The following is a 19,921-nucleotide window of genomic DNA, read 5'->3' as shown; positions in this document are numbered from 1 at the left end:
CCCGGCCCGGGTGGTGTCGTCCAGTACGGCTCTCGCGCGTGGTGGCCGGCCGGGTCAGTCGGACCAGACGAAGCCGGGCTGCACCTTCATGCAGGCGCCGGTGTCGTCGCCGCTCAGCGCGCGGGCGGACTTGAGGGTCTCTTCCTTGTCCTTGCCGTCGTCCTCCGCCGCGGACCCGGGGTACGTACTGCCGGTACGCCAGTCCGCGCCCACGACGAGCGTGACCCCCGAGACATCGGTGGACCTCTTCACCGAACTCACCGGCAGCCCCAGCGACTTGGCGACCGCCTGGGCGTCACCCTCCAGGTCGACGCTCGGGAAGTACACCGTCGTCCGCTCCTGCGGGGTGCGCTGGGCGTCGGCCCTCGCCTGCGTGAACCCCTTCTCCGTGAGGACGTCGACGACTTCGGTGACGCGCCCCGCCGCCGCTCCGAGAGCGGCCGTGTAGGTGCCGTTCCGCACCATCACGCCGATCTCCGCGTCGGGCGCGGCCGGGTCCTCGGAGACCTTCGGCTTCTGCTTCTTCGAGGCCCTGCCGTCCAGCGGGGTGTCCTCGCGGACCATCTTGAAGAGCAGCTCGGCCTCGTCCGGCTTGGGAAGGACCCTGCTGCCCTCCGGCACCGACGGCATGGTGGTCATGGTGATCCCGGCCGCCGGGACCTTCTTGAGCTCCTCGCCCAGGTCGTACAGCTTCTTGACGGTGTCCAGCTCTTCGTCGACGACGAGCGCCCGGGTGGCGGCCTCGGCGAGCTTGCGCAGTTTGTTCGGGTCGCTGAGCTCGGTCTTCTTGAGCTCGCGGACCATCGAGTTCATGTACATGTGCTGGCCGTGGGCGCGGGCGAGGTCGGTGCCGTCCTCGAAGCCGTAACGGGTGCGCAGCCACTGGAGGGCCTTCTCGCCCTTGATGTAGGTCGTGCCCTTCTTCAGCTCCAGGCCCGAGCCCTCTCCCTTGCTGTTGCGGGAGCGGACGTTGTCGCTGACGCAGACGGGAACGCCGCCGATGGCGTCCGCCATGGAGACCACACCGGAGAAGTCGATCATCATGAAGTGGTCGATGGTGATGCCGGTCAGCATGTGCCAGGTGGCGACCGTGCACCCCGGACCGCCGCGTCCGAGGCTCTCGTTGGTCATCCTCGGCCGCGTCGTCTCCGGGTAGACCTCGCCGGTTTCCGGGTCCGTGCACTGGGGCATCTTCAGCAGTGTGTCGCGCGGCATGCTGATCACCGAGATGTTGCTGCGGTCGGCGGAGACGTGCACCAGCATCTGCACGTCGGCGAGCGGCGTGCTGTCGAAGGTGCTCCGGGCGCCGCCGAGCCGCTTGTTCTCGTCGGAGTTACGCGCGTCCGAGCCGATGAGCAGAATGTTGAGCGGGGTCTGGCCTGCGGCGTTGGCCTTGTGCTCGGCCATCGGCTGGTCGCCGAGATTCAGTTTTTCCCGCTGCAGGTTGTTGTTGAGGTGACGGTAGTAGAGGTATCCGGCGCCGGCCGTGCCGAGTATCAGCAGGGACAGCACGGAGGCGCCCCAGCGCAGTATCCGCCGCTTGCCGCTGCCGCGCCGCCGGGGCGGTCCCGTGCCGGCGGCGGCCGTGCTCACCGGATCCGGCGGCGTACCGCCTCTGTCCCCGGCCCCCTCCGGCCCGCTCCCGTACGGGCTGTCGTCCTCACTCCGGTCACCGGCGTCCCGGGCGTCTCGCCGTGTCCCCGCCCCGCGCACGCTGTTCTGTCCCACCCCTGGCCCCCCTGCTGTTCAGGCGCGCCGCATCATCCGGTGACCCGGTTTCACTTGGCGCAGATCTTCTTGTCTGCTTCGACCTTGTCGACGTTCTCGGGCGGCTTCACCGGGCCGGTGATGGGCACCCCTTCGCCCTTGAAGTCGGCACCCAGGGTCAGGACCATCGGCTGCATCTCCCCGGCGTCCTCGGTGCCCTTCTTGAGCGCCCCGGCGGGCAGGCCCATCAGGTCCGCGAGCTTGCGCGCCTGGTCGGCCTGGTTCGGCGCGTACTCGAGAGTGGTCTTGGCGATCTTCTTCGGGGCGTTGCTCTTGTTCGTGGACTTGAGCACGCCCTTCTGGACCTGCAGCCAGTTGAGGGTCCTCTGCGCGGCCCCGGGGGTGTCGCTGCCGTTGTAGACGTCGACACGTACCTCGGACGCCTGGGCCCGCGCGCCCTTGAGCAGGGCCGCCTGCTTGCTCTTGGCGGCCTTCTCCTTCTCCTTCACCTCGGTGAAGGAGATGTCGTTCTGCAGTGCGCTGAAGACCTCCGGAGCCTTGACGGGGTCCACGACAACGGTCGCCTTGACGGCCTCGGCGGGATTGTCGATCACAGGGATCGTCATGAAAGTGATGTTCTTGAGGTTGATCTTGCCGAGTTCCTTGGCGAGGCCGGTCAGTTCGGGAATGCCGGCGATCTCCTTGTTCACGGTGAGCGCCTTGGTCGCCGCGTCCGCGAGGTCGAGCATCCTCTTCGGGCTGCCGAGGGTGTCTTCCTTCATCTTGCGGATCATCGAGGCGATGAACTGCTGCTGCATCTTGATCCGGTCGAGGTCGCTCTCGTTGCCGAGGCCGTGCCGGTTCCGGACGAAGGCGAGCGCCTCCTCACCCTCGATGCTGTGGTTTCCGGCCGGCAGGTCGAGCTTGGAGTAGTTGTCGTCCTTGATGGGCTTCGACAGGCAGACGTCCACGCCGCCGATCGCCGTGGTCAGCGTCTTGACCGCGTTGAAGTCGGCCATCATGAAGTGGTGGATCGGGAGCCCGGTGATCGCCGAGACCGTGCGCATGGTGCACCCCGGGTCCCGGCCGCTCACTCCGAAGCTCTCGTTGAACTTCGTGTACTTCTTGCCCGGAATGACCTTGTCCGTGCCGTCCGGCTGTTTGGTGAGGCAGTCGGGAATGTCCGTCTTGAGGTCCCGGGGGATGCTCAGCGCGGTCGCGTTGGTGCGGTCCTCGGAGACGTGGAAGAGGAACGTCGTGTCGGCGTGGCCGGTGGTGTTCTGCCGGTCTCCGTAGTCTTCGTTGCCCTCGCCGGTCCGGATGTCCGTGCCGATGATCAGAATGTTGATCGGCCCGTCCTTCAGGCTGCCGCCGTTGGCCGCGTCACCCACGTCGACCGAGCTGATGTTCCCGTTGAGGCGGTCGTACACGACGTAGGCGCCGGCCGAGACGCCGACGAGCACGAAGCCCATGACGCCGCCGGTCCACAGCAGCACCTTCTTCTTGCCGGACTTCTTCGCCTTGCGCTTGCGGCGGCCGGCCTGCGGGGCGGACCCTTCGCCGCCGGAGTCGCGTGAACCGCCCGAACCCCCCGCACCGCGCGAGCCGTTCGCACCGCGCGAGCCGTTCGCGGCCCGCCGGCTGCGCTGCGCCGGGACCTCGCGCCGGGGCGCGGCGGTCCGCTCACGGGCCTGTGCTCTCGACGGGGCTTTCCGGGTCCGGGGCGCCGCGGGCGATTGCTCAGCGGGTCGCTCCAGTCGCAATTCGTAATGACCGGTCTCCGGGTTGAGCACCCACTGGTCTGCGGGATCGATTTCTTCCGCCCGCCCACGGTTTTGCGCATCCACGGTTGCTTGAGTCCTCCGTCGGGTGCGACACGAGGCGCCTCCCCCAGGCACCCGGTCGTTCATTCCAGCAGTGCGACCTCAGGGCCGGAAGCACCGGATCGCGTCACACTATCTGCCCAGTTCAGCGCGCAGCGACGTCCGTGACAAATTCCACGCCCCTTACAACTGGGCAATACGCCCAATCTGTTCTGTTGCTGGTCATGCCTTGGGTATGGCTTTACTCGCACGTGCCGACGGCGGCATTGCTCCCGGTGAAAGTGGGTGCCGGAGCCGGTCCGGAGGAATCCGGGCCGTCCGGCTTCCCGTCGTTCTTCCCGGCGGGGGCTCCGCCTTCCTTGTCCCCCTTCTCCGCGCCCGCCGGCACGACCGAGACGGGCGCGTCCTCACGCAGCCGCTTGAACAGACGGCCGGCGTCCGGCTGGACGAGCTCGTCGCGATTGGGGTCGTACGTGTACGGCCGGCGCGGCACGGTCAGGAACTGCACCCGCTCGGTCGGAATGTCCCGCATGCCGCGCACCAGGTCGTACAGATCCCTGAGCGAGTCGAGCCCGGGATCGGTGGTGAGGGACTTCGTCGCCGCGTCCAGCACCGGGTAGAGCCTGGTCGGATTGAGCAGTACGCCGTTGCTCTGCACCTTGTTCACCAGCGCGCCCAGGAACTTCTGCTGGCGGTCCATGCGTTCGGTGTCGCTGCCGTCGCCGACGGTTTTGCGGGCCCGTACGTAGCCGAGGGCCTGCTCGCCGTCGAGCTTCTGGAGGCCCTTGTCCAGCCGGAGGAGGGCGGCGTCGTCGTCGATGGGTTCCTTGACGCAGATCTCGACGCCGTCCACCGCGTCGACCATCCCCTTGAACCCCGCGAAGTCGATCACCATGTGGTGGTCCATGCGGATGCCGGTGAGCCGCTCGACCGTACGGATCGTGCACGCCGTACCACCGAGCTCGAACGCCGAGTTGAACTGCGCGAACCGCTTCTCCGTGCGGGTGCCGTCGGGCTTGCGGCAGCTGGGGACGTCCACCATCAGGTCGCGCGGCAGCGAGACGGCTGTCGCGCTCCCGCGGTCCGCGGCGAGGTGCAGCAGGATCGTCGTGTCGGAGCGCTGGGTGCCCTCGTCCGGACCGTACTTGCGGTTGTCCTTGCCGGAGCGGGTGTCGGACCCGATGAGCAGGATGTTCTGGGCGTCCAGCGCGATGGACGCGGGGCGTTCCTTCTCGTACGTCTCCAGCTCGGCGGCGGCGCCGGTGTCCGTGGTGATGTTGTCGTCGAGCTTCCGGTAGATCCACCAGCCGGCGCCGGCCGCGACGAGGAGGAGGAAGGAGACGCCGAGAGCGGTCCAATGGAGCCAGCGCCGCCTGCGGTTGGCGCCGGCCCCGGTCTCCTCGTCCGCGCCCCCGTCCGCACCTTCCGTGGCCCGGTCCTCGGCCTCGCCCCCGGCCGGGCTGTCCGGTTCGGAGGGCGTGCCAGCACTGTCGGTCACGTCTGCGTCCATCCTTCACGGAGTCGGCGGCGCGCTGGGCCGCCGGTCGCAGGGATAGACGGCTGAACCTCGCGCTTGGTTGTGCGGTGCGTACCGTCGATCATCCACCGGAGCCGGCGCTCCGCCCCGGGGGCTCGGCAGCCGGTGGGCCGGACGAGTGGCCCTCAGGGTGCTTGTCGTACCGCCGTGTTGGTGACCCGCTCGCTCTCGACCCGCTGGGCGAGGCCCTCCTCGGAGAGCTGCCCGAGATGCCGGCACAGCACCACGGAACCGCCGGAGGCGAGCGGTGCGAACAGCCCCGAGGACAGTCCCTCCCAGGTGTCGTACGCCAGCCCCGACAGCAGCCGCGCCCCGGGGCCGGGCCCGAGGGTCTTCGCGTCGGCGCGCGCCCGGTCGACCACCTCCGCGGCCGTCAGTTCCGTACCGTCGACCCGCAGGGCGGGCCCGTCCGGGTCGACGGGGGCGTACGGCGCGAAACGGTCCCCCTGCCCCGGCACCTCGACGGCGTAGTCCGCGAACCCGGCGGGCGGCTGCGGGAAGCGGCCGCCCAAGGGGCGCAGGGCGAGCGCCACGCGCTCCCCGCCGCAGGCCCGCGCCTCCTCCAGCGTGTCGGGTCCCGTCACCACGACATCGGCGTCGGCCGGGTCGCCGCCGACGTCGGCGACCACGCCGACCGAGGAGCAGGCGAGGAGCCAGACCGCAGTCTGCCAGTGCGCGGGCAGCAGCAGCGCGAGCCGGTCGCCCGGGGCCGCGGCGAGGTCGCCCTGGAGCAGATTGGCGGTCTTGGCCACCCAATTGGCGAAGGTGGCGACGGACAGTTCCACGCGCTCGCCCGTGGCGTCGTCGTAGAAGGTGACCAGGGGGCGGGCCGGATCCGCGGCGAGCGCGGATCGCAGCAGGTCGGCGGGGGTGCGATCGGTGGCGTTCACCGCGCAAGAGTACGCCGCGCCCGCGCCCGGACGCCGTGGAGCCCGGGCGCGGGCGCGGCCGGCCGCACCCCGTCGGACCGATGAGCCGTCAAATCCTCAAATGGACATATTTATATGGTTATGCACAAGATCTACACCATGCGTGCATTCCTTGCTTCCGCGATCGGAGTCGCGTGCGCCGCCGCTCTGGTCCTGCCCACCGGCGCCGTGGCCGCCCCCGCCACGACCGCCCCCGCCGCCGAACCCGCCCCCGCGCCACCCGGCTCCACCCAGTCGCTGCCCCTCGCACCACTGGTGCCGGAGGGCCCCGGGACCGACCGGGCCGCAGGCACCGCCCCGCGCGGCCTGCCACCCCGCCACGTCAGACCGTTCTCGCTGGTCGGGGTCGTCTGGGACGACGCCGAAGCCGAACTCCACGGCACGGTCCAGGTCCGTACCCGCGCCACCGGGGCAGCCGGCTGGTCCGGCTGGCAGGACGTCGAGACCCACAACCACGACCACGCCGCCGACTTGGGTACGGCGGAGCGCGAGGCGGGGAAGGTCCGCGGCTCGACCGCGCCCCTGTGGGTCGGCGACAGCGACGGTGTGGAGGTGCGGGTACACCCCGAGGAGGCCGACGGCGTACGCGCCGCCACCCCCACTCCGCTCCCGGCCGGCCTGCGCCTCGAACTGGTCGACCCCGGCGACGACCCCCCGGCCGGCTCCCGCGACGACGACACCACCACCAACACCGAAGCCGAGACCGACGCCGTCGACGACCCCCGGACCACCACCACCGTCGTCCTGTCCGCCGAGGAAGCCGCCAGCTCCGCGGTCAACGCAGACCTCGCACCGCTCGGTGCCGCCGAAGTGCCCGCCCTGAGCCGGGCGGAGACGGAAGAGGAAGTCGCCTTCCTCGGATCGAAGCCGCACATCGGACCGCGCCCGCGCATCGTCACGCGCAAGGGGTGGGGCGCGGACGAGAAGCTCCGCGAGCGCAGCTTCGTCTACACCAAGCGCGTCAAGGCGGCCTTCGTGCACCACAGCGCGACCGGGAACAACTACACCTGCTCGCAAGCGCCCTCAGTTCTGCGCAGTATCTACCGCTACCACGTCAAGAGCAGCGGCTGGCGCGACTTCGGCTACAACTTCGCCATCGACAAGTGCGGAAACATCTACGAAGGCCGGGCCGGGGGTGTGGCCAAGCCGGTCCTGGGGGCGCACACTCTCGGTTTCAACACCAACAGCACGGGCATCGCCGTCCTCGGGACGTACAGCAAGTCGAAACCACCCACCGCCGTCGTGAACGCGGTTGCCCGCCTCACGGCCTGGAAGCTCGGCCTGTACGGCGCGGATCCGCGCGCGAAGACCACGCTCAAGTCCGGTGGCGGAAACCGCTACAAGAAAGGCACCAACGTCAAGCTCAACGTCATCTCCGGACACCGGGACGGGTACGTGACCGACTGCCCCGGAAGCCGCCTCTACAGCAAGCTCGGCGCGACCCGGACCGCCTCGGCCCGTCTCCAGGGACGCTGACCGCCGCCCGGGGTACATCGAACGGTCTGCATACACTGGCCTGCCCGTACCCCGGCCGGCCCCAGCAGGAAGCAGAGACGACAAGGTGACTGAAGCGATCCTCCTGGTCGGCGGCAAGGGCACCCGGTTGCGCCCGCTCACCGTGCACACACCGAAGCCGATGGTCCCGGCGGCGGGCGTGCCCTTCCTCACCCACCAGCTGGCCCGCGCCCGGGCGGCCGGAGTCGAACACATCGTCCTCGCGACCTCGTACCTCGCCGAGGTCTTCGAACCGTACTTCGGCGACGGATCCGACCTCGGCCTGCACCTGGAGTACGTCACCGAGGAAGAACCGCTCGGCACCGGCGGCGCCATCCGCAACGTGGCCTCGCGCCTCCGCTCGGCCCCCGACGACCCGGTCCTGATCTTCAACGGCGACATCCTCACGGGCCTCGACATCGGCGCCCTCGTCTCCACCCACACCGCCTCGGGCGCGGACGTCTCGCTGCACCTCACCCGGGTCGAGGACCCCAGGGCCTTCGGCCTGGTCCCCACCGACTCCACGGGCCGGGTGACGGCGTTCCTGGAGAAGCCCCAGACCCCCGAGGAGATCGTCACCGACCAGATCAACGCGGGCGCGTACGTCTTCCGCCGCTCGGTCATCGACACGATCCCCACGGGCCGCCCCGTCTCCGTGGAGCGCGAGACCTTCCCCGACCTCCTCTCCTCCGGAGCGCACCTCCAGGGCATGGTCGACTCGACGTACTGGCTGGACCTGGGCACCCCGCAGGCCTTCGTCCGCGGCTCCGCCGACCTGGTCATGGGCCGCGCCCCGTCCCCGGCCGTGCCGGGCCGCTGCGGAGACCGCCTGGTCCTGCCGACCGCCTCCGTCGCCACGGACGCGAAGCTGACCGGCGGCACGGTCGTGGGGGAGGGCGCGGTGGTCGGCGAGGGCGCCCGCATCGACGGCAGCGCCCTTCTGCCCCACTCCGTGATCGAGCCGGGCGCGGTGATCACCGACTCCCTCGTCGGCGCGGGCGCCAGGATAGGCGCCCGTACGGTCGTCTCCGGCGCGGTGATCGGCGACGGCGCGACGGTGGGGGCGGACAACGAGCTGCGCGAGGGCGTACGGGTGTGGTGCGGCGCGTCCCTCCCCGACGGCTCGCTCCGTTTCTCGTCGGACCAGTAACGCCGGTCCATTGGGTCCGGGACCCCGATGCCCGTAGGCTCGAAGTCCATCCCGGACCCGAGGACCCCCATGTCAGGCCGAGCCGCCCCCACCACCGCGGGGACCACCCGCACGTGGACACCACCGGGGCAACTGGACCTCGGACTGGTGCTCGGTCCGCTGCGGCGCGGACCGGCCGACCCCGCCTTCCGCGCAACCCCCGACGGCTCCTTCTGGCACACCAGCAGGACGCCCGCGGGCCCCGGCACCCTCCACCTCGCCGCACGCCACGGCGAGGTGGAGGCGACAGCCTGGGGCCAGGGAGCGGACTGGCTCCTGGACCGGCTCCCCTCCCTCCTCGGAGCGTCCGACGACCCGTCCGCCTTCGTGCCGCGCCACCGCCTTCTCGCCGAGACGCAGCGCCGCCGCCCCGGCCTGCGCCTCGGCCGCACCGGCCTGGTCCTCGCATCGCTGATCCCCTCCGTCCTGGAGCAGAAGGTCACCACGGACGAGGCGTACCGGGCGTGGCGCCTGCTGCTCCGCAAGTACGGCGAACCGGCCCCGGGCCCGGCAAAGGGCATGCACGTCATGCCCGCCCCCCGCACCTGGTCGCTGATCCCCTCCTGGGAGTGGCACCGCGCGGGCGTCGACAGCAAACGCTCCTCGACGATCCTGCGGGCGGTACGCGTGGCGGGCCGCCTGGAGGAGGCCGCGGCCATGTCACCGGAGGACGCCGCGGCCCGCCTGCGGCTCGTCCCGGGCATCGGCCCCTGGACGGCGGCGGAAACCCTGCAACGCAGCAACGGAGCCCCCGACGCGGTGACGGTCGGCGACCTCCACCTGCCGGGTACGGTCGGCTACGCCCTGGCGGGCAACCGCGACGCGGACGACGCGGTCATGCTCGAACTCCTGGCGCCGTACGCGGGCCAGCGCCACCGGGCTACCCGTCTGATCCTTCTCTCCGGCCGGACCCCGCCCCGCCGGGCCCCCCGCATGGCCCCGCGCGACATAGCCCGCCTCTGACCAGCACCCCGCCCCGCGCACGACACGGCACCGCCCCCAAGGCCACGCGACCGCCTCGCCTCACGCGCCACGGTGCCGGGAGGGGCGGCACCGTGGCGCTCCCCGCAGGGCGTCGAACACAACACACCCGGACGACCCACCACCCTCGCCGTCCGGCGCCCGAGGAGACGCCCCGGGGCACCGGCCCCAAGACCCCCGCGCTGCCTCACGCACCGCTCTGCCCCCGCGCCCGCGCCGGCCCGCCTCAGCGCACCTCGACGAACGCCGCCGCGTCCCGCGCCGCCCGCTCCTTCGGCGGGGCCGCGGCATGGCCCACCGCGACCGCGCCCATCGGGTCCCAGTCCTCCGGCAGCCCCAGCACGTCCCGCACCACCTCACGGCAGAACATCGTCGACGAAACCCACGCCGACCCCAGCCGTTCGCCCGCCAGCGCCACCAGGAAGTTCTGCACACCCGCGCCGGCCGCGACCACGAACATCTCCCGCTCCGCCGCGTCGCGACGCGCGTCCCCGTACACGTGCGCGCCGTCCGTCACCAGGCACGGCACCACCAGATACGGCGCCCTGCGCAGCACGTCCCCCCGCCGCACCCGCTTGGCGACGGACTCCTCCGACTTCCCGTCGGCCCGCAGGTCCGCGACCCACGCGTCCCGCATCGCGTCGAGCAGAGCCACCCGTGCCGTCTCCGACTCGACCAGCACGAAGCGCCAGGGCGTCGTATGGTGCGGCGCGGGCGCCGTCACAGCCGCCGCGACCGCGCGGCGCACCGCGCCCGGATCCACGGGTTCGTCGGTGAAGTCCCGGACCGTACGCCGCAGCGTCACCGCTTCCCGCACCGCCTCCGACGTCCCGAGCCGGAACATGTCGTCGGCCGCCGCCCGGACCAGAGCCCGCCCGCCACCGTCACCGCCGGAGCCCTCGCCGGTCAGATGCGAGAGCCCCCGCACCACCGCGACCGGCAGCCCCTCCGCCTTCCCCTTCACCAGATCGCCCGCCGCCGCGAGTTCGTCCCCGACGGCGACGACCGTCACGTTCAGCGGATTGCCGTACGTGTCGGTCCCGCCCCGCAGGTCGTCCAGCACCCGGACCCCGGCGGCCCCGATCGCGACATCCGTCAGGCCGGTGCGCCAGGGCCGCCCGAAGGTGTCCGTAACGACGACACCCACGTCCACTCCGAGCGTGTCCCGCAGCCCGTCCCGGATCAGCCGCGCCGAAGCGTCCGGATCCTCGGGCAGCAACAGCACGGTCCCGGCCGCCGTGTTGGACGCGTCGACACCGGCCGCGGCCATGACGAGCCCCTGCCGGTTCTCGACGATACGGAGCGCGCCGCGCCGCGCGACCACCCGTACGGTCTCGGCGTCGATCGCCGCCTCGCGGTCGGCCGCCTCCACGACGCGGCCCTCCGCCTTGCTGACGATCTTCGAAGTGACGAGCAGGACGTCGCCGTCGACGAGCCCGGGTTCCGCGTCCGCGATCAGCTTGGCGAGGTCGTCCCCGGCCCGCACCTCCGGAATCCCGGCCGGCGCCCACACCCGGCAGGCCGGGGCCGCCCCGGAACCGGCCCCGGCCCCGGCCCCGGAACCGCCTCCGGGCCCCGGCGCACTCACGCCCGTACCTCCTCGGCCAGCTCCAGCGCCTCCCGGGCCATCGCGGCCGTGGCCTCGACACCGGTCATCATCAGCGGAACGGCCCGGCACCGGATCCCCGCGCTCTCCACGTCCTCGACCGTGCCCGCGTCCACCGTGTCGACGAGCCACCCGTCGAGCAGCCCGGACCCGTAATGCCGGGCGACAGCGGCAGCGGTCGACTCGACACCCACCGCGGCCAGCATCTTGTCGGCCATGCCCCGCACGGGCGCGTCCCCGACGATCGGCGAGAGCCCGACCACAGGCACCCCCGCGTCGGCGATCGCCTCACGGACACCGGGCACAGCCAGGATGGTCCCGATACTCACCACAGGGTTGGACGGCGGAAAGAGAATGACGTCGGCCTCGCCGATGGCCTCCAGAACCCCCGGCGCCGGCTTCGCCTGCTCCGCGCCCACCGGCACGACGGCCTGCGCGTCCACCGACGCGCGCAGCTTCACCCAGTACTCCTGGAAGTGGACGGCCTTCCGCTCCCCGTCCACCTCGACGGCGACATGCGTCTCGATCCGGTCGTCGGACATGGGCAGCAGCCGCACCCCCGGCTGCCACCGCTCGCACAGCGCTTCCGTCACGGCGCTCAGCGGATAGCCCGCGCCGAGCATCTGCGTACGGACGATGTGCGTCGCGAAGTCACGGTCGCCGAGCCCGAACCACTCGGGCCCCACGCCGTACGCCGCGAGCTCGCTCTTCACCTGGAAGGTCTCGTCCGCCCGCCCCCAGCCCTGCTCCTCGTTGATGCCACCGCCGAGGGTGTACATCACGGTGTCCAGGTCGGGGCAGACCTTGAGCCCGAACAGATGGATGTCGTCACCGGTGTTGCCGATGACGGTGATGTCCGCGTCAGGCGCGGCCGACTTGAGGCCGCGGAGGAAGCGAGCGCCACCGATACCGCCTGCCAGAACCACAATGCGCATGCACAGCAGTCTGTCAGGCGGGAACGGCATCCTGAGCCGCCGGGGAGCACTGGGCCGACTGGTCCGACTGTGCCGGACGCATCGGCATCTCGGTGAGTCCGGGGAAGTAGACGTGCAGGCTGACCGCCGGCTCCAGCGAGTCGTTGGTGACCTCGTGGACGTACCCGGGCGCGAACACCCGCTGCGCGCCCGCCCCCAGCGTGCGCCCCGCCCGCCCCGCCCGCTCGGTCAACTCGCCGTCGAGAACGGTCAGTACGCCGGACGAGAGGCCGTGGTCATGCATACCACTGCCCTGTCCGGGCACCCAGCTGAGCAGCCAGACCTCGTATCCGGGTCCGGTGCGCAGCCGGTGGTACCAGCGGGTGGTGGTGTCGTACGCGACGAGGTGCTCCCACTGGGCGCGGTCGGCGGCGATGGAGCGGGCGAGTCCGGCGAACTCGGCGACGGTGGCCGGGTGCTCACGGGCGGGCTGGAGGAGGTGCTGGACGGCGAGGATGTCGCCGGCGATCTGGAGGTCGCTGTCGCTGTTCATGGTGCGGGGGTTCCTCGGCATGAGTGCTGGGGTGTCGCAAGGAGAGAAGAGGCGGTGCGACGGGAGATGGCGCGAGTCGTCACACGACAGGTGGAGCGGGTGTTACGGAGAGTGAGCTGGAGCGCGGCGGCTTCAACAGCTGGAACAGCAACAGCGGGCCTGGACAGCGCAACGGAACCCACGGGTGTGGGTCCGGGGGAGCACTGCGGTCGCTGGCATACGTTCAAGAAGACCGGCTCGCTCACCCGCTGTCAACCCGATGACCGATTTGGGGGGAATGTTTCACCTCATCCGGTTAATGGATGTGGAGAAAGGTTTGTGCGGCTCGCGGGGCGGAGAAGTGGCGCATCAACCGCGCGGGCAAACGTCGTCGAGACGTTGTGGCCGGACTGTGATCCGGATCGCTTCCGCGGGCCGGCCGCAACAAGATCGAACCTTGCTGCATCTCCCTCGGATGAGGGGGCAGGAGTGGGCCGGTGGCATGTGTCGCGGTTTTTAGCGATTTGAACACTTTCCGCATAGCTTTGGTTCCGCAGAGTGAATAACCGGCTCAATAGCAGATCTCGGCTTGACTGCCTCGGATCCGCACACTTGTAATTTCACTCGTGTCGTTCGGCCGAAAACGGCAACGACTACATCACGGGGAAGCAAAAGACAGACGAGGGGCGCACATGACCGAGCTGTTCCAGCAACTGCTGGTCGAGGACGCGGACGAGGAAATTGGCTGGCAGGAGCGTGCCCTGTGCGCCCAGACCGACCCCGAGTCCTTCTTTCCCGAGAAGGGCGGTTCCACCCGCGAGGCCAAGAAGGTCTGCCTCGCCTGTGAGGTCCGCTCCGAATGCCTTGAGTACGCGCTTTCAAATGATGAACGGTTCGGCATCTGGGGCGGACTGTCCGAGCGTGAACGCCGACGACTGAAGAAGGCCGCCGTCTGACCGCTGTGCCCGCCACCGTTCTCTGCCGTGCCTTACGCCTTATTGACCAAATGTCACAAGCTTGTACGTATCCACCGGTCCGTCGCCCGGCCCCCGGCCGCAGGCGGCGGACCGTTGCGTTGCCCAGCCGTTAGTGTGGGGCGCTGTCCGAGACGCATCAACGCACCCGCGGGGCGCGCGCGTCCGCGCAGTCAGACAGCAGCCTTCCGGGGGGCGACCCCCGGACCCCGGCCGGAGGGCCCGTACCCCGATGTCCGTGCACAGCCAAACGTCGGCGCCGTACGCGGCGGCCGAGCCCGAGTTCCCCCGGCATGTCGTCACCGCCGTGCTCGTCTCCCACGACGGAGCGCGCTGGCTGCCCGACGCGCTCGCCGGGCTCCTGGGGCAGGAACGCCCCGTACAGAGCGTCGTCGCCGCCGACACCGGCAGCGCGGACGACTCCGCCGAACTGGTCGCCGACGCGATCGGCGCCGACCGCGTGCTGCACCTCGCACGCCGCTCCGGCTTCGGCACCGCCGTCGACGAGGCGGTCCGCAGCGCACAGGTCCTCACACCCGAGGAACTGCCCTACCTGAAGCGCCCCAGCGGCTGGGACCCGGTGAGCAGGACGTGGCGCGACGACGCGTACGACCTCCCCGACCTCCCGCACGGCGAACCCGTGCAGTGGCTGTGGCTCCTGCACGACGACTGCGCGCCCGAGCCGGACGCGCTCGCCGAACTGCTGCGCGTCGCCGACTCCGACGAGCACGCCGCGATCGTCGGCCCCAAACTGCGCGGCTGGTACGACAGGAAACAGCTCCTCGAAGTCGGCGTCTCCATCGCCAACAGCGGCCGCCGCTGGACCGGACTGGACCGGCGCGAGCAGGACCAGGGCCAGCACGACCAGGTCCGCTCCGTGCTGTCCGTGTCCACCGCCGGAATGCTGGTGCGCCGGGACGTGTGGGAGGAGCTCGGCGGCTTCGACCGCCGGCTGCCCCTCATGCGCGACGACGTCGACCTGTGCTGGCGCGCCCACGCGGCGGGCCACCGCGTCCTCGTCGCCCCCGACGCCGTACTGCGCCACGCCGAGGCGTCCGCGCGCGAGCGCAGGCCCATCGACTGCGCCGGGCGCTCCGTCGCCAACCCGCACCGCGTCGACAAGGCGGGCGCCGTCTACACGATGCTCGTCAACGCGCGCGGCCCCGCCCTGCCGTACGTCATGCTGCGCCTGGTCGTCGGCACGCTGCTCCGCACGCTCGCCTACCTGCTCGGCAAGGCGCCGGGCCAGGCGGTCGACGAAGTCACCGGACTCTTCGGCACCCTGCTGCGCCCCGGGAAGATCCTCGCGGCCAGGAAGCGGCGCGGAAAGGGACAGGTCGACGCGAGCGAACTGCGGCCCCTCTTCCCGCCGACCGGCGCCACGGTCCGGGCGACCGTCGAACAGGTGGCGGGCACCTTCGGCGGCGGCTCCGAGCCCGACACCGGCTCGCGCCACGGCGTCGTCGAGTCGGGCCCCGGCGGCGACGACGCCGACTACCTGGAGATCGAGCAGTTCGCGCGGCTGAAGCGGATCGCCCGCAAGCCGGGGCCCATGCTCTTCGTGCTGCTCCTCCTGGTGTCGCTCGTGGCCTGCCGGGGTCTCCTCGGCGGCGGATCGCTCGCGGGCGGCGCGCTGCTGCCCGCGCCCGCCGACGTGTCCGGCCTCTGGTCGCGGTACGCCGATGCCTGGCACCCGATCGGCACCGGCGGCACCCAGACGGCGCCGCCCTACCTCGCCCTCCTCGCCGCCCTGTCGGCCGTCTTCCTCGGCTCCACCGGGTTCGCGCTCACCGTGCTGCTCGTCTGCTCGGTGCCGCTGGCCGGCCTCACCGCCTACTTCGTCTCGCGCCCGCTCGTCGAGTCCCGGTTGCTGCGCGCCTGGGCGGCCGTCGCGTACGCCTTCCTGCCCGCCGCCACCGGCGCCCTCGCCACCGGACGCCTCGGGACCGCCGTCCTGGCGGTCCTGCTGCCGCTCATCGCGCGGTGCGCCGTCTCCGCGAGCGGTCTGCGCGCCGAGGGCGCGCGTTCCAGCTGGCGCGCCGTCTGGGCTTACGCGCTCCTGCTGACCTTCGCGACGGCGTTCACGCCGGTCGTGTGGCCGATCGCCCTGGTGCTCGGCATCGGCGTACTGGCGCTGCGGCGCGGCGACATCGTGGCGTACGGACTGCGCTTCCTGGCCGGCGTCGGCACCCCCGTGCTGGTGCTGGCCCCCTGGTCGCTCACCCTGCTGACCAGCCCGGCCGCCTTCTTCCGCGAGGCGGGCCTGGACTTCGGTACGGACCCGGCCGGGGCACTGGACCTGCTCGGCGCCGGCCCCGGCGGCCCGAAGGCCGCGGGCGGGCTGCTGCTCGTCGGCATCGTCCTCGCGGCGCTGGCGGCCCTGCTGCGCGGGGAGCGGACCTTCGCCATCCGCACGGCGTGGGTCGTGGCGATCGTGTCCCTGCTGGGCGCGGTCCTCACCAACAACCACGGCTGGGCGGGACCGGCGACCCTCGTCTACGGCCTGGCGCTGATCGCCGCCACCGTGCTCGGCGCGGACGGCGCGCGCGAGCGCGTCGCCACCCAGAGCTTCGGCTGGCGCCAGCCCGTCGCCGTGCTGATCGCCTTCGCCGCGGCGGCCGGACCGCTGCTCGCCGCCGCCGGATGGATGATCGGCGGCGCCGCGGGGCCGCTGGAGCGGCGCGACCCGGTGCAGGTGCCGGCGTTCGTCGCGGAGGAGAGCGGCACCCGCGACCAGGCGCGCACCCTGGTCCTCGGCGGTACGTCGGCCGTGAAGGTCTCGTACACGCTCGTACGCGGCTCCGGCGCCCGCCTGGGCGACGGGGAGCTCGTCGAGGCGGGCGGCAGCAGTCCGCGCCTCGACAGGATCGTCTCCAACCTGGTCGCGGGCTCCGGCGCCGACCAGGCCGACCAGCTCGGCGGGTACGCCGTCCGTTACGTCCTCGTGCGCGACGGTGCGCCCCGCTCGGTGAGCCGCGTCCTGGACTCGACGCCCGGCCTGAGCCGGCTCAGCCAGCTCGACGGCAGCGCGCTGTGGCGCGTCGACCGCCAGGTCGCGCGGGCCACGATCGTCTCCGGCGAGGAGGGCGCCGAGCCGCTGTCCGTCGCCTCGGAGCCGGTCGAGGCGCACACGGAGATCCCGTCGGGCGAAGCGGGGCGCGTCCTGCGGATCGCGGACTCGGCGGCCGAGGGCTGGCAGGCCACGCTCGACGGGCGCGTACTCGCGAAGAAGACCGTCGACGGCTGGGCGCAGGGCTTTGAGCTGCCCTCCGGGGGCGGCAGGCTCGACCTCACCTACGAGGCCCCAGTCACCCACACCGTGTGGGTCTGGACCCAGGTCGGGCTCGTCCTCCTCCTGCTGGTGCTCGCACTGCCGGGCCGCCGCAAGGAGATCGACGACGACCTGCCCGAGGAGGAGCCCGAGGTGCCCGCGCAGCCGGTGGCCGGCGAGGGGCGCAGGGCGCGCAGGCTGCGCGCGGCGGCGCAGGCGGAAGCCCCGCACGCCCCCCAGGAGGACGCGGGGGAGTCCGGGCAGCAGCCCCCGGCCCCGCCGGTCGCGGACCCGTACGGTCAGCCGTCCCAGGAGCAGGACGGGACCGCCGTGTACGCGGCCGTGCCGCCGCAGCAGCAGTACGGGGAGTGGGACGCGCAGGCGTACGCGGACGCCGGGTACGGGCAGCAGCAGCCGTACGCCCAGGACCAGCACCAGGGTTACGGCGGCGAGCAGTACCAGGCCGACCCGTACCAGGCCGGCCAGTACGGCGACGGCCGGCAGGACTACGGCGGCGAGCAGTACCGGGCCGACCCGTACCAGGCGGACCCGTACCGGACCGGTCAGTACCAGGAAGGCCAGTACCAGGAAGGCCAGTACGACCCGTACGGCTACGGACAGCAGCAGCCGCAGCCCTACGACGAAGGCAACGAGCCCGAGCAGCGTCCCGACGGGAGCAACAACCGATGAACCGCACCACCCTCTCCCTGATCGCCGCCGCCACCGCTCTCGCCGCAGTCACCGGATTCGCCGCGGTCTCCGCGCCGGACGGCCCGGCGGACACCGCGGCGGCCGGTACGGGCGGGGCCGCCGGTGCGAAGACCCCGGCGCGGATGCCCGTGGAGCGCTCCAGCCTGCTCTGCCCCGCACCCAGCACGTCCGACCTCGCGGAGACGACGTACACGTCGGTCACCCCGGCGGGCAAGGGCGACGCGGACGCGGAGGAGGGCTCCGCGGAACTCGTTCCCACCAACGCGACCCTGGCAGCCCGGGACGGCGCCGAGGACAAGAAGAAAAAGGACCCGGGGAAGGCGGGGCCCGGCAAGCCGGTCCTCTCGCTGAAGGAGCCCGGCAAGCCCGTCACCGCCGAGGCGAACACCGCCGAGGCCCCCGCCCTCGTCGGCTCGGCCGACGGCCTCCTGGCCCCCGGATGGACCGCGCAGCAGACCACGAAGATCACGGCGGGCGACGGCCGGGGCGTGCTCGGCGTCAGCTGCACCGCGCCCGACACCAGCTTCTGGTTCCCCGGCGCGAGCACCGCCGACACGCGGCACGACTACGTACACCTCACGAACCCGGACGACACCGCCGCCGTCGCCGACGTCGGGCTGTACGGCAAGGACGGCGCCCTGGAGTCCGACGCGGGGGAGGGGATCACGGTCCCCGCCAGGTCCAGCGTCCCGGTGCTGCTGTCGACGCTGAGCGCCGACGGCGCCGAGAACGTGACCGTCCACGTCACCACCCGCAGCGGCCGCGTCGGCGCCGTCGTCCAGGCGGTGGACGAGGAGGCCGGCAGTGACTGGCTGGCCGCCTCCGCCGACGCCTCGGACACCGTCGTGCTCCCCGGCATCCCGGCGGACGCCACGTCCGTACACCTGGTGGTGTTCGCGCCCGGTGAGGAGGACGCCGACCTGAAGGTACGGCTGGCGGGCCGCAGCGGCTCGATCACACCGGCGGGCCACGAGACCCTGCACGTCAAGGCGGGCATGACCACGGCCGTCGACCTCAAGGACATCACCAAGGGCGAGGAGGGCTCGCTGCTGCTGAGCCCGGCGCAGGGGGACCCGGCGCCGGTGGTCGCCGCGCTGCGCGTGGTGCGCGGCAAGGGCGCCGCCCGGGAGACGGCGTACATCCCGGCGACCGGGCAGGTGGGCGAGCGGGCCACCGTGGCGGACAACAGGGCCGGGGGCTCGGTGCTCTCGCTGACCGCGCCCGGCGCGACGGCCGAGGTCGAGGTCACCGCGTCGGCGGGCAGCGGGGGCGGCGAGCCGGTCGTCAAGAAGTACACGGTCAAGGCGGGCACGACGCTCGCGGTGAAGCCGCCGGTGCCGTCCGGGCTCAAGGGCTCGTACGCGCTGACGGTCGAACCGCGGTCGGGCGGCCCGGTCCACGCGTCGCGCGCGCTCGAACTGCCCGAGGACGGCATCCCGATGTTCACCGTGCAGACGATGCCGGACGACCGCGGGACGGTCCTGGTGCCGGAAGCGGAGCAAGACCTGTCGGTACTGGACGACTGACCGGCGTCAGTCCTGCCCGTCCCCGCCCCCGTACCGCGGATCGACCGACTCCGGTGCGAGCCCGAGCAGTTCCGCGACCTGCTCCACGATGATCTCGTGCACGAACAGGGCGCGCTCGTCCCGGTTCTTGGTGCGGATCTCGACGGGGCGCCGGTAGACGACGATCCGGGCCGGGTGGGCGCTCGTCGCGGCGGTCACCCCGCCGAGCGGCACCGACTCGTCGGCCCAGGCGCCGGAATCGTCGCCGCCGCCGGCCGCGGGCGGTACGTCGAGCACCAGGAAGTCGACTTCGGCGAGCTGCGGCCAGCGCCGTTCCAGCCGCTCCACGGAATCCTGCACGAGGTCGCCGAAGACGGCGGCCCGGCTGACCGAGAGGGGCACCTGGGGCGGCGCCACGGGTCCACGCATGCCGCGGCCGTGGCGGTCGCGGCGGCGCGGCCCCGGGCCGGTGGGACTGGGGGGTACGGGACTGTCCATCACTGACGCAGGGTAGCCCTCATCCGAGCGGTCGGACCGCGACGGAGGGACGGCACGCGGCATGTCGCATATTGAGCATTCCAGCCAAGGTTGGGCTCGTTTTCACGCCGGTGCACGACCGTCGATCTCGCGTCGCTTGACGGCATTTGTCCCGGGTGACGACCGGTCACGGCCGGTTATCCACCGCCTCGTCACGGTCTCCGCGCAGGTCAGACCGGTGGCTCAGGAGGCCTTCGCGGCACGGTGGAAG

The 19,921-nt window shown here is 72.0% G+C and carries 14 protein-coding genes; 6 read left to right on the top strand and 8 right to left on the bottom strand.

What is annotated here, in order from left to right; all coding sequences use genetic code 11:
* Window positions 1–54: 54 nt before the first annotated feature.
* From ACWD0Y_RS10250 to ACWD0Y_RS10235, 4 genes are all read right to left on the bottom strand, one after another.
* Window positions 55–1,728, bottom strand: coding sequence for an LCP family protein (locus ACWD0Y_RS10250; protein WP_450259931.1), 1,674 nt, complete (start codon window positions 1,726–1,728; stop codon window positions 55–57).
* Between the two features lie 50 nt (window positions 1,729–1,778).
* Complete coding sequence (locus ACWD0Y_RS10245) at window positions 1,779–3,554, bottom strand: LCP family protein (RefSeq protein WP_450259930.1); 1,776 nt, start codon at window positions 3,552–3,554, stop codon at window positions 1,779–1,781.
* Between the two features lie 217 nt (window positions 3,555–3,771).
* Window positions 3,772–5,028, bottom strand: coding sequence for an LCP family glycopolymer transferase (locus ACWD0Y_RS10240; protein ID WP_450259929.1), 1,257 nt, complete (start codon window positions 5,026–5,028; stop codon window positions 3,772–3,774).
* A 164-nt stretch (window positions 5,029–5,192) separates the two neighbouring features.
* Complete coding sequence (locus ACWD0Y_RS10235) at window positions 5,193–5,957, bottom strand: TIGR03089 family protein (protein WP_450259928.1); 765 nt, start codon at window positions 5,955–5,957, stop codon at window positions 5,193–5,195.
* Window positions 5,958–6,095: 138 nt separating this feature from the next.
* Between ACWD0Y_RS10235 and ACWD0Y_RS10230 the strand changes: the two genes are divergently transcribed.
* From ACWD0Y_RS10230 to ACWD0Y_RS10220, 3 genes are all read left to right on the top strand, one after another.
* A complete protein-coding gene (locus tag ACWD0Y_RS10230; protein WP_450259927.1) occupies window positions 6,096–7,472 on the top strand; it encodes a peptidoglycan recognition protein family protein in 1,377 nt (458 codons plus the stop codon).
* Window positions 7,473–7,557: 85 nt separating this feature from the next.
* Complete coding sequence (locus ACWD0Y_RS10225) at window positions 7,558–8,640, top strand: sugar phosphate nucleotidyltransferase (RefSeq protein ID WP_450259926.1); 1,083 nt, start codon at window positions 7,558–7,560, stop codon at window positions 8,638–8,640.
* Between the two features lie 69 nt (window positions 8,641–8,709).
* Entirely contained in the window at window positions 8,710–9,642 is a 933-nt protein-coding gene (locus ACWD0Y_RS10220; RefSeq protein WP_450259925.1) for a DNA-3-methyladenine glycosylase family protein, read from the top strand.
* 244 nt (window positions 9,643–9,886) lie between these two features.
* Here ACWD0Y_RS10220 and ACWD0Y_RS10215 read toward each other — a convergent pair whose 3' ends face one another.
* The 3 genes from ACWD0Y_RS10215 to ACWD0Y_RS10205 all read right to left on the bottom strand — a co-directional run bounded on the left by ACWD0Y_RS10215 (window position 9,887) and on the right by ACWD0Y_RS10205 (window position 12,733).
* Entirely contained in the window at window positions 9,887–11,173 is a 1,287-nt protein-coding gene (locus ACWD0Y_RS10215; protein WP_450259996.1) for a coenzyme F420-0:L-glutamate ligase, read from the bottom strand.
* Between the two features lie 71 nt (window positions 11,174–11,244).
* The gene (gene cofD, locus ACWD0Y_RS10210; RefSeq protein ID WP_093800575.1) at window positions 11,245–12,201 is read right to left on the bottom strand and encodes a 2-phospho-L-lactate transferase; all 957 of its coding nucleotides are present in this window, start codon (window positions 12,199–12,201) and stop codon (window positions 11,245–11,247) included.
* Window positions 12,202–12,214: 13 nt separating this feature from the next.
* Complete coding sequence (locus ACWD0Y_RS10205; RefSeq protein ID WP_450259924.1) at window positions 12,215–12,733, bottom strand: cysteine dioxygenase; 519 nt, start codon at window positions 12,731–12,733, stop codon at window positions 12,215–12,217.
* 671 nt (window positions 12,734–13,404) lie between these two features.
* Here ACWD0Y_RS10205 and ACWD0Y_RS10200 point away from each other — a divergent pair.
* The 3 genes from ACWD0Y_RS10200 to ACWD0Y_RS10190 all read left to right on the top strand — a co-directional run bounded on the left by ACWD0Y_RS10200 (window position 13,405) and on the right by ACWD0Y_RS10190 (window position 19,194).
* Window positions 13,405–13,668: a WhiB family transcriptional regulator gene (locus ACWD0Y_RS10200; protein WP_028810740.1), complete on the top strand. Its 264-nt coding sequence runs from the start codon at window positions 13,405–13,407 to the stop codon at window positions 13,666–13,668.
* Between the two features lie 250 nt (window positions 13,669–13,918).
* The gene (locus ACWD0Y_RS10195) at window positions 13,919–17,647 is read left to right on the top strand and encodes a glycosyltransferase (RefSeq protein WP_450259923.1); all 3,729 of its coding nucleotides are present in this window, start codon (window positions 13,919–13,921) and stop codon (window positions 17,645–17,647) included.
* Window positions 17,644–19,194 carry a DUF5719 family protein gene (locus ACWD0Y_RS10190; protein ID WP_450259922.1) on the top strand — a complete coding sequence of 517 codons (1,551 nt, stop codon included), beginning with the start codon at window positions 17,644–17,646 and terminating at the stop codon, window positions 19,192–19,194. Before ACWD0Y_RS10195 ends, ACWD0Y_RS10190 begins: the two co-directional genes overlap by 4 nt.
* Window positions 19,195–19,200: 6 nt before the next feature.
* Here the strand turns inward: ACWD0Y_RS10190 and ACWD0Y_RS10185 are convergent, their stop codons facing one another.
* Window positions 19,201–19,671 (bottom strand): metallopeptidase family protein, encoded by a 471-nt coding sequence (locus ACWD0Y_RS10185; protein WP_450259921.1) that lies wholly within the window; start codon window positions 19,669–19,671, stop codon window positions 19,201–19,203.
* Window positions 19,672–19,921: the final 250 nt, after the last annotated feature.

The organism is Streptomyces altiplanensis (genome assembly GCF_053591575.1).
This window is presented reverse-complemented; position numbering and strand designations above follow the sequence as displayed.

Bases quoted from the DNA above. Each gene is read 5' to 3' on its own strand.
- ACWD0Y_RS10230 (WP_450259927.1), top strand. From the start codon at position 6,096: ATGCGTGCATTCCTTGCTTCCGCGATCGGAGTCGCGTGCGCCGCCGCT.
- cofD (WP_093800575.1), bottom strand. From the start codon at position 12,201: ATGCGCATTGTGGTTCTGGCAGGCGGTATCGGTGGCGCTCGCTTCCTC.
- ACWD0Y_RS10185 (WP_450259921.1), bottom strand. From the start codon at position 19,671: ATGGACAGTCCCGTACCCCCCAGTCCCACCGGCCCGGGGCCGCGCCGC.
- ACWD0Y_RS10205 (WP_450259924.1), bottom strand. From the start codon at position 12,733: ATGAACAGCGACAGCGACCTCCAGATCGCCGGCGACATCCTCGCCGTC.
- ACWD0Y_RS10220 (WP_450259925.1), top strand. From the start codon at position 8,710: ATGTCAGGCCGAGCCGCCCCCACCACCGCGGGGACCACCCGCACGTGG.
- ACWD0Y_RS10190 (WP_450259922.1), top strand. From the start codon at position 17,644: ATGAACCGCACCACCCTCTCCCTGATCGCCGCCGCCACCGCTCTCGCC.
- ACWD0Y_RS10200 (WP_028810740.1), top strand. From the start codon at position 13,405: ATGACCGAGCTGTTCCAGCAACTGCTGGTCGAGGACGCGGACGAGGAA.
- ACWD0Y_RS10195 (WP_450259923.1), top strand. From the start codon at position 13,919: ATGTCCGTGCACAGCCAAACGTCGGCGCCGTACGCGGCGGCCGAGCCC.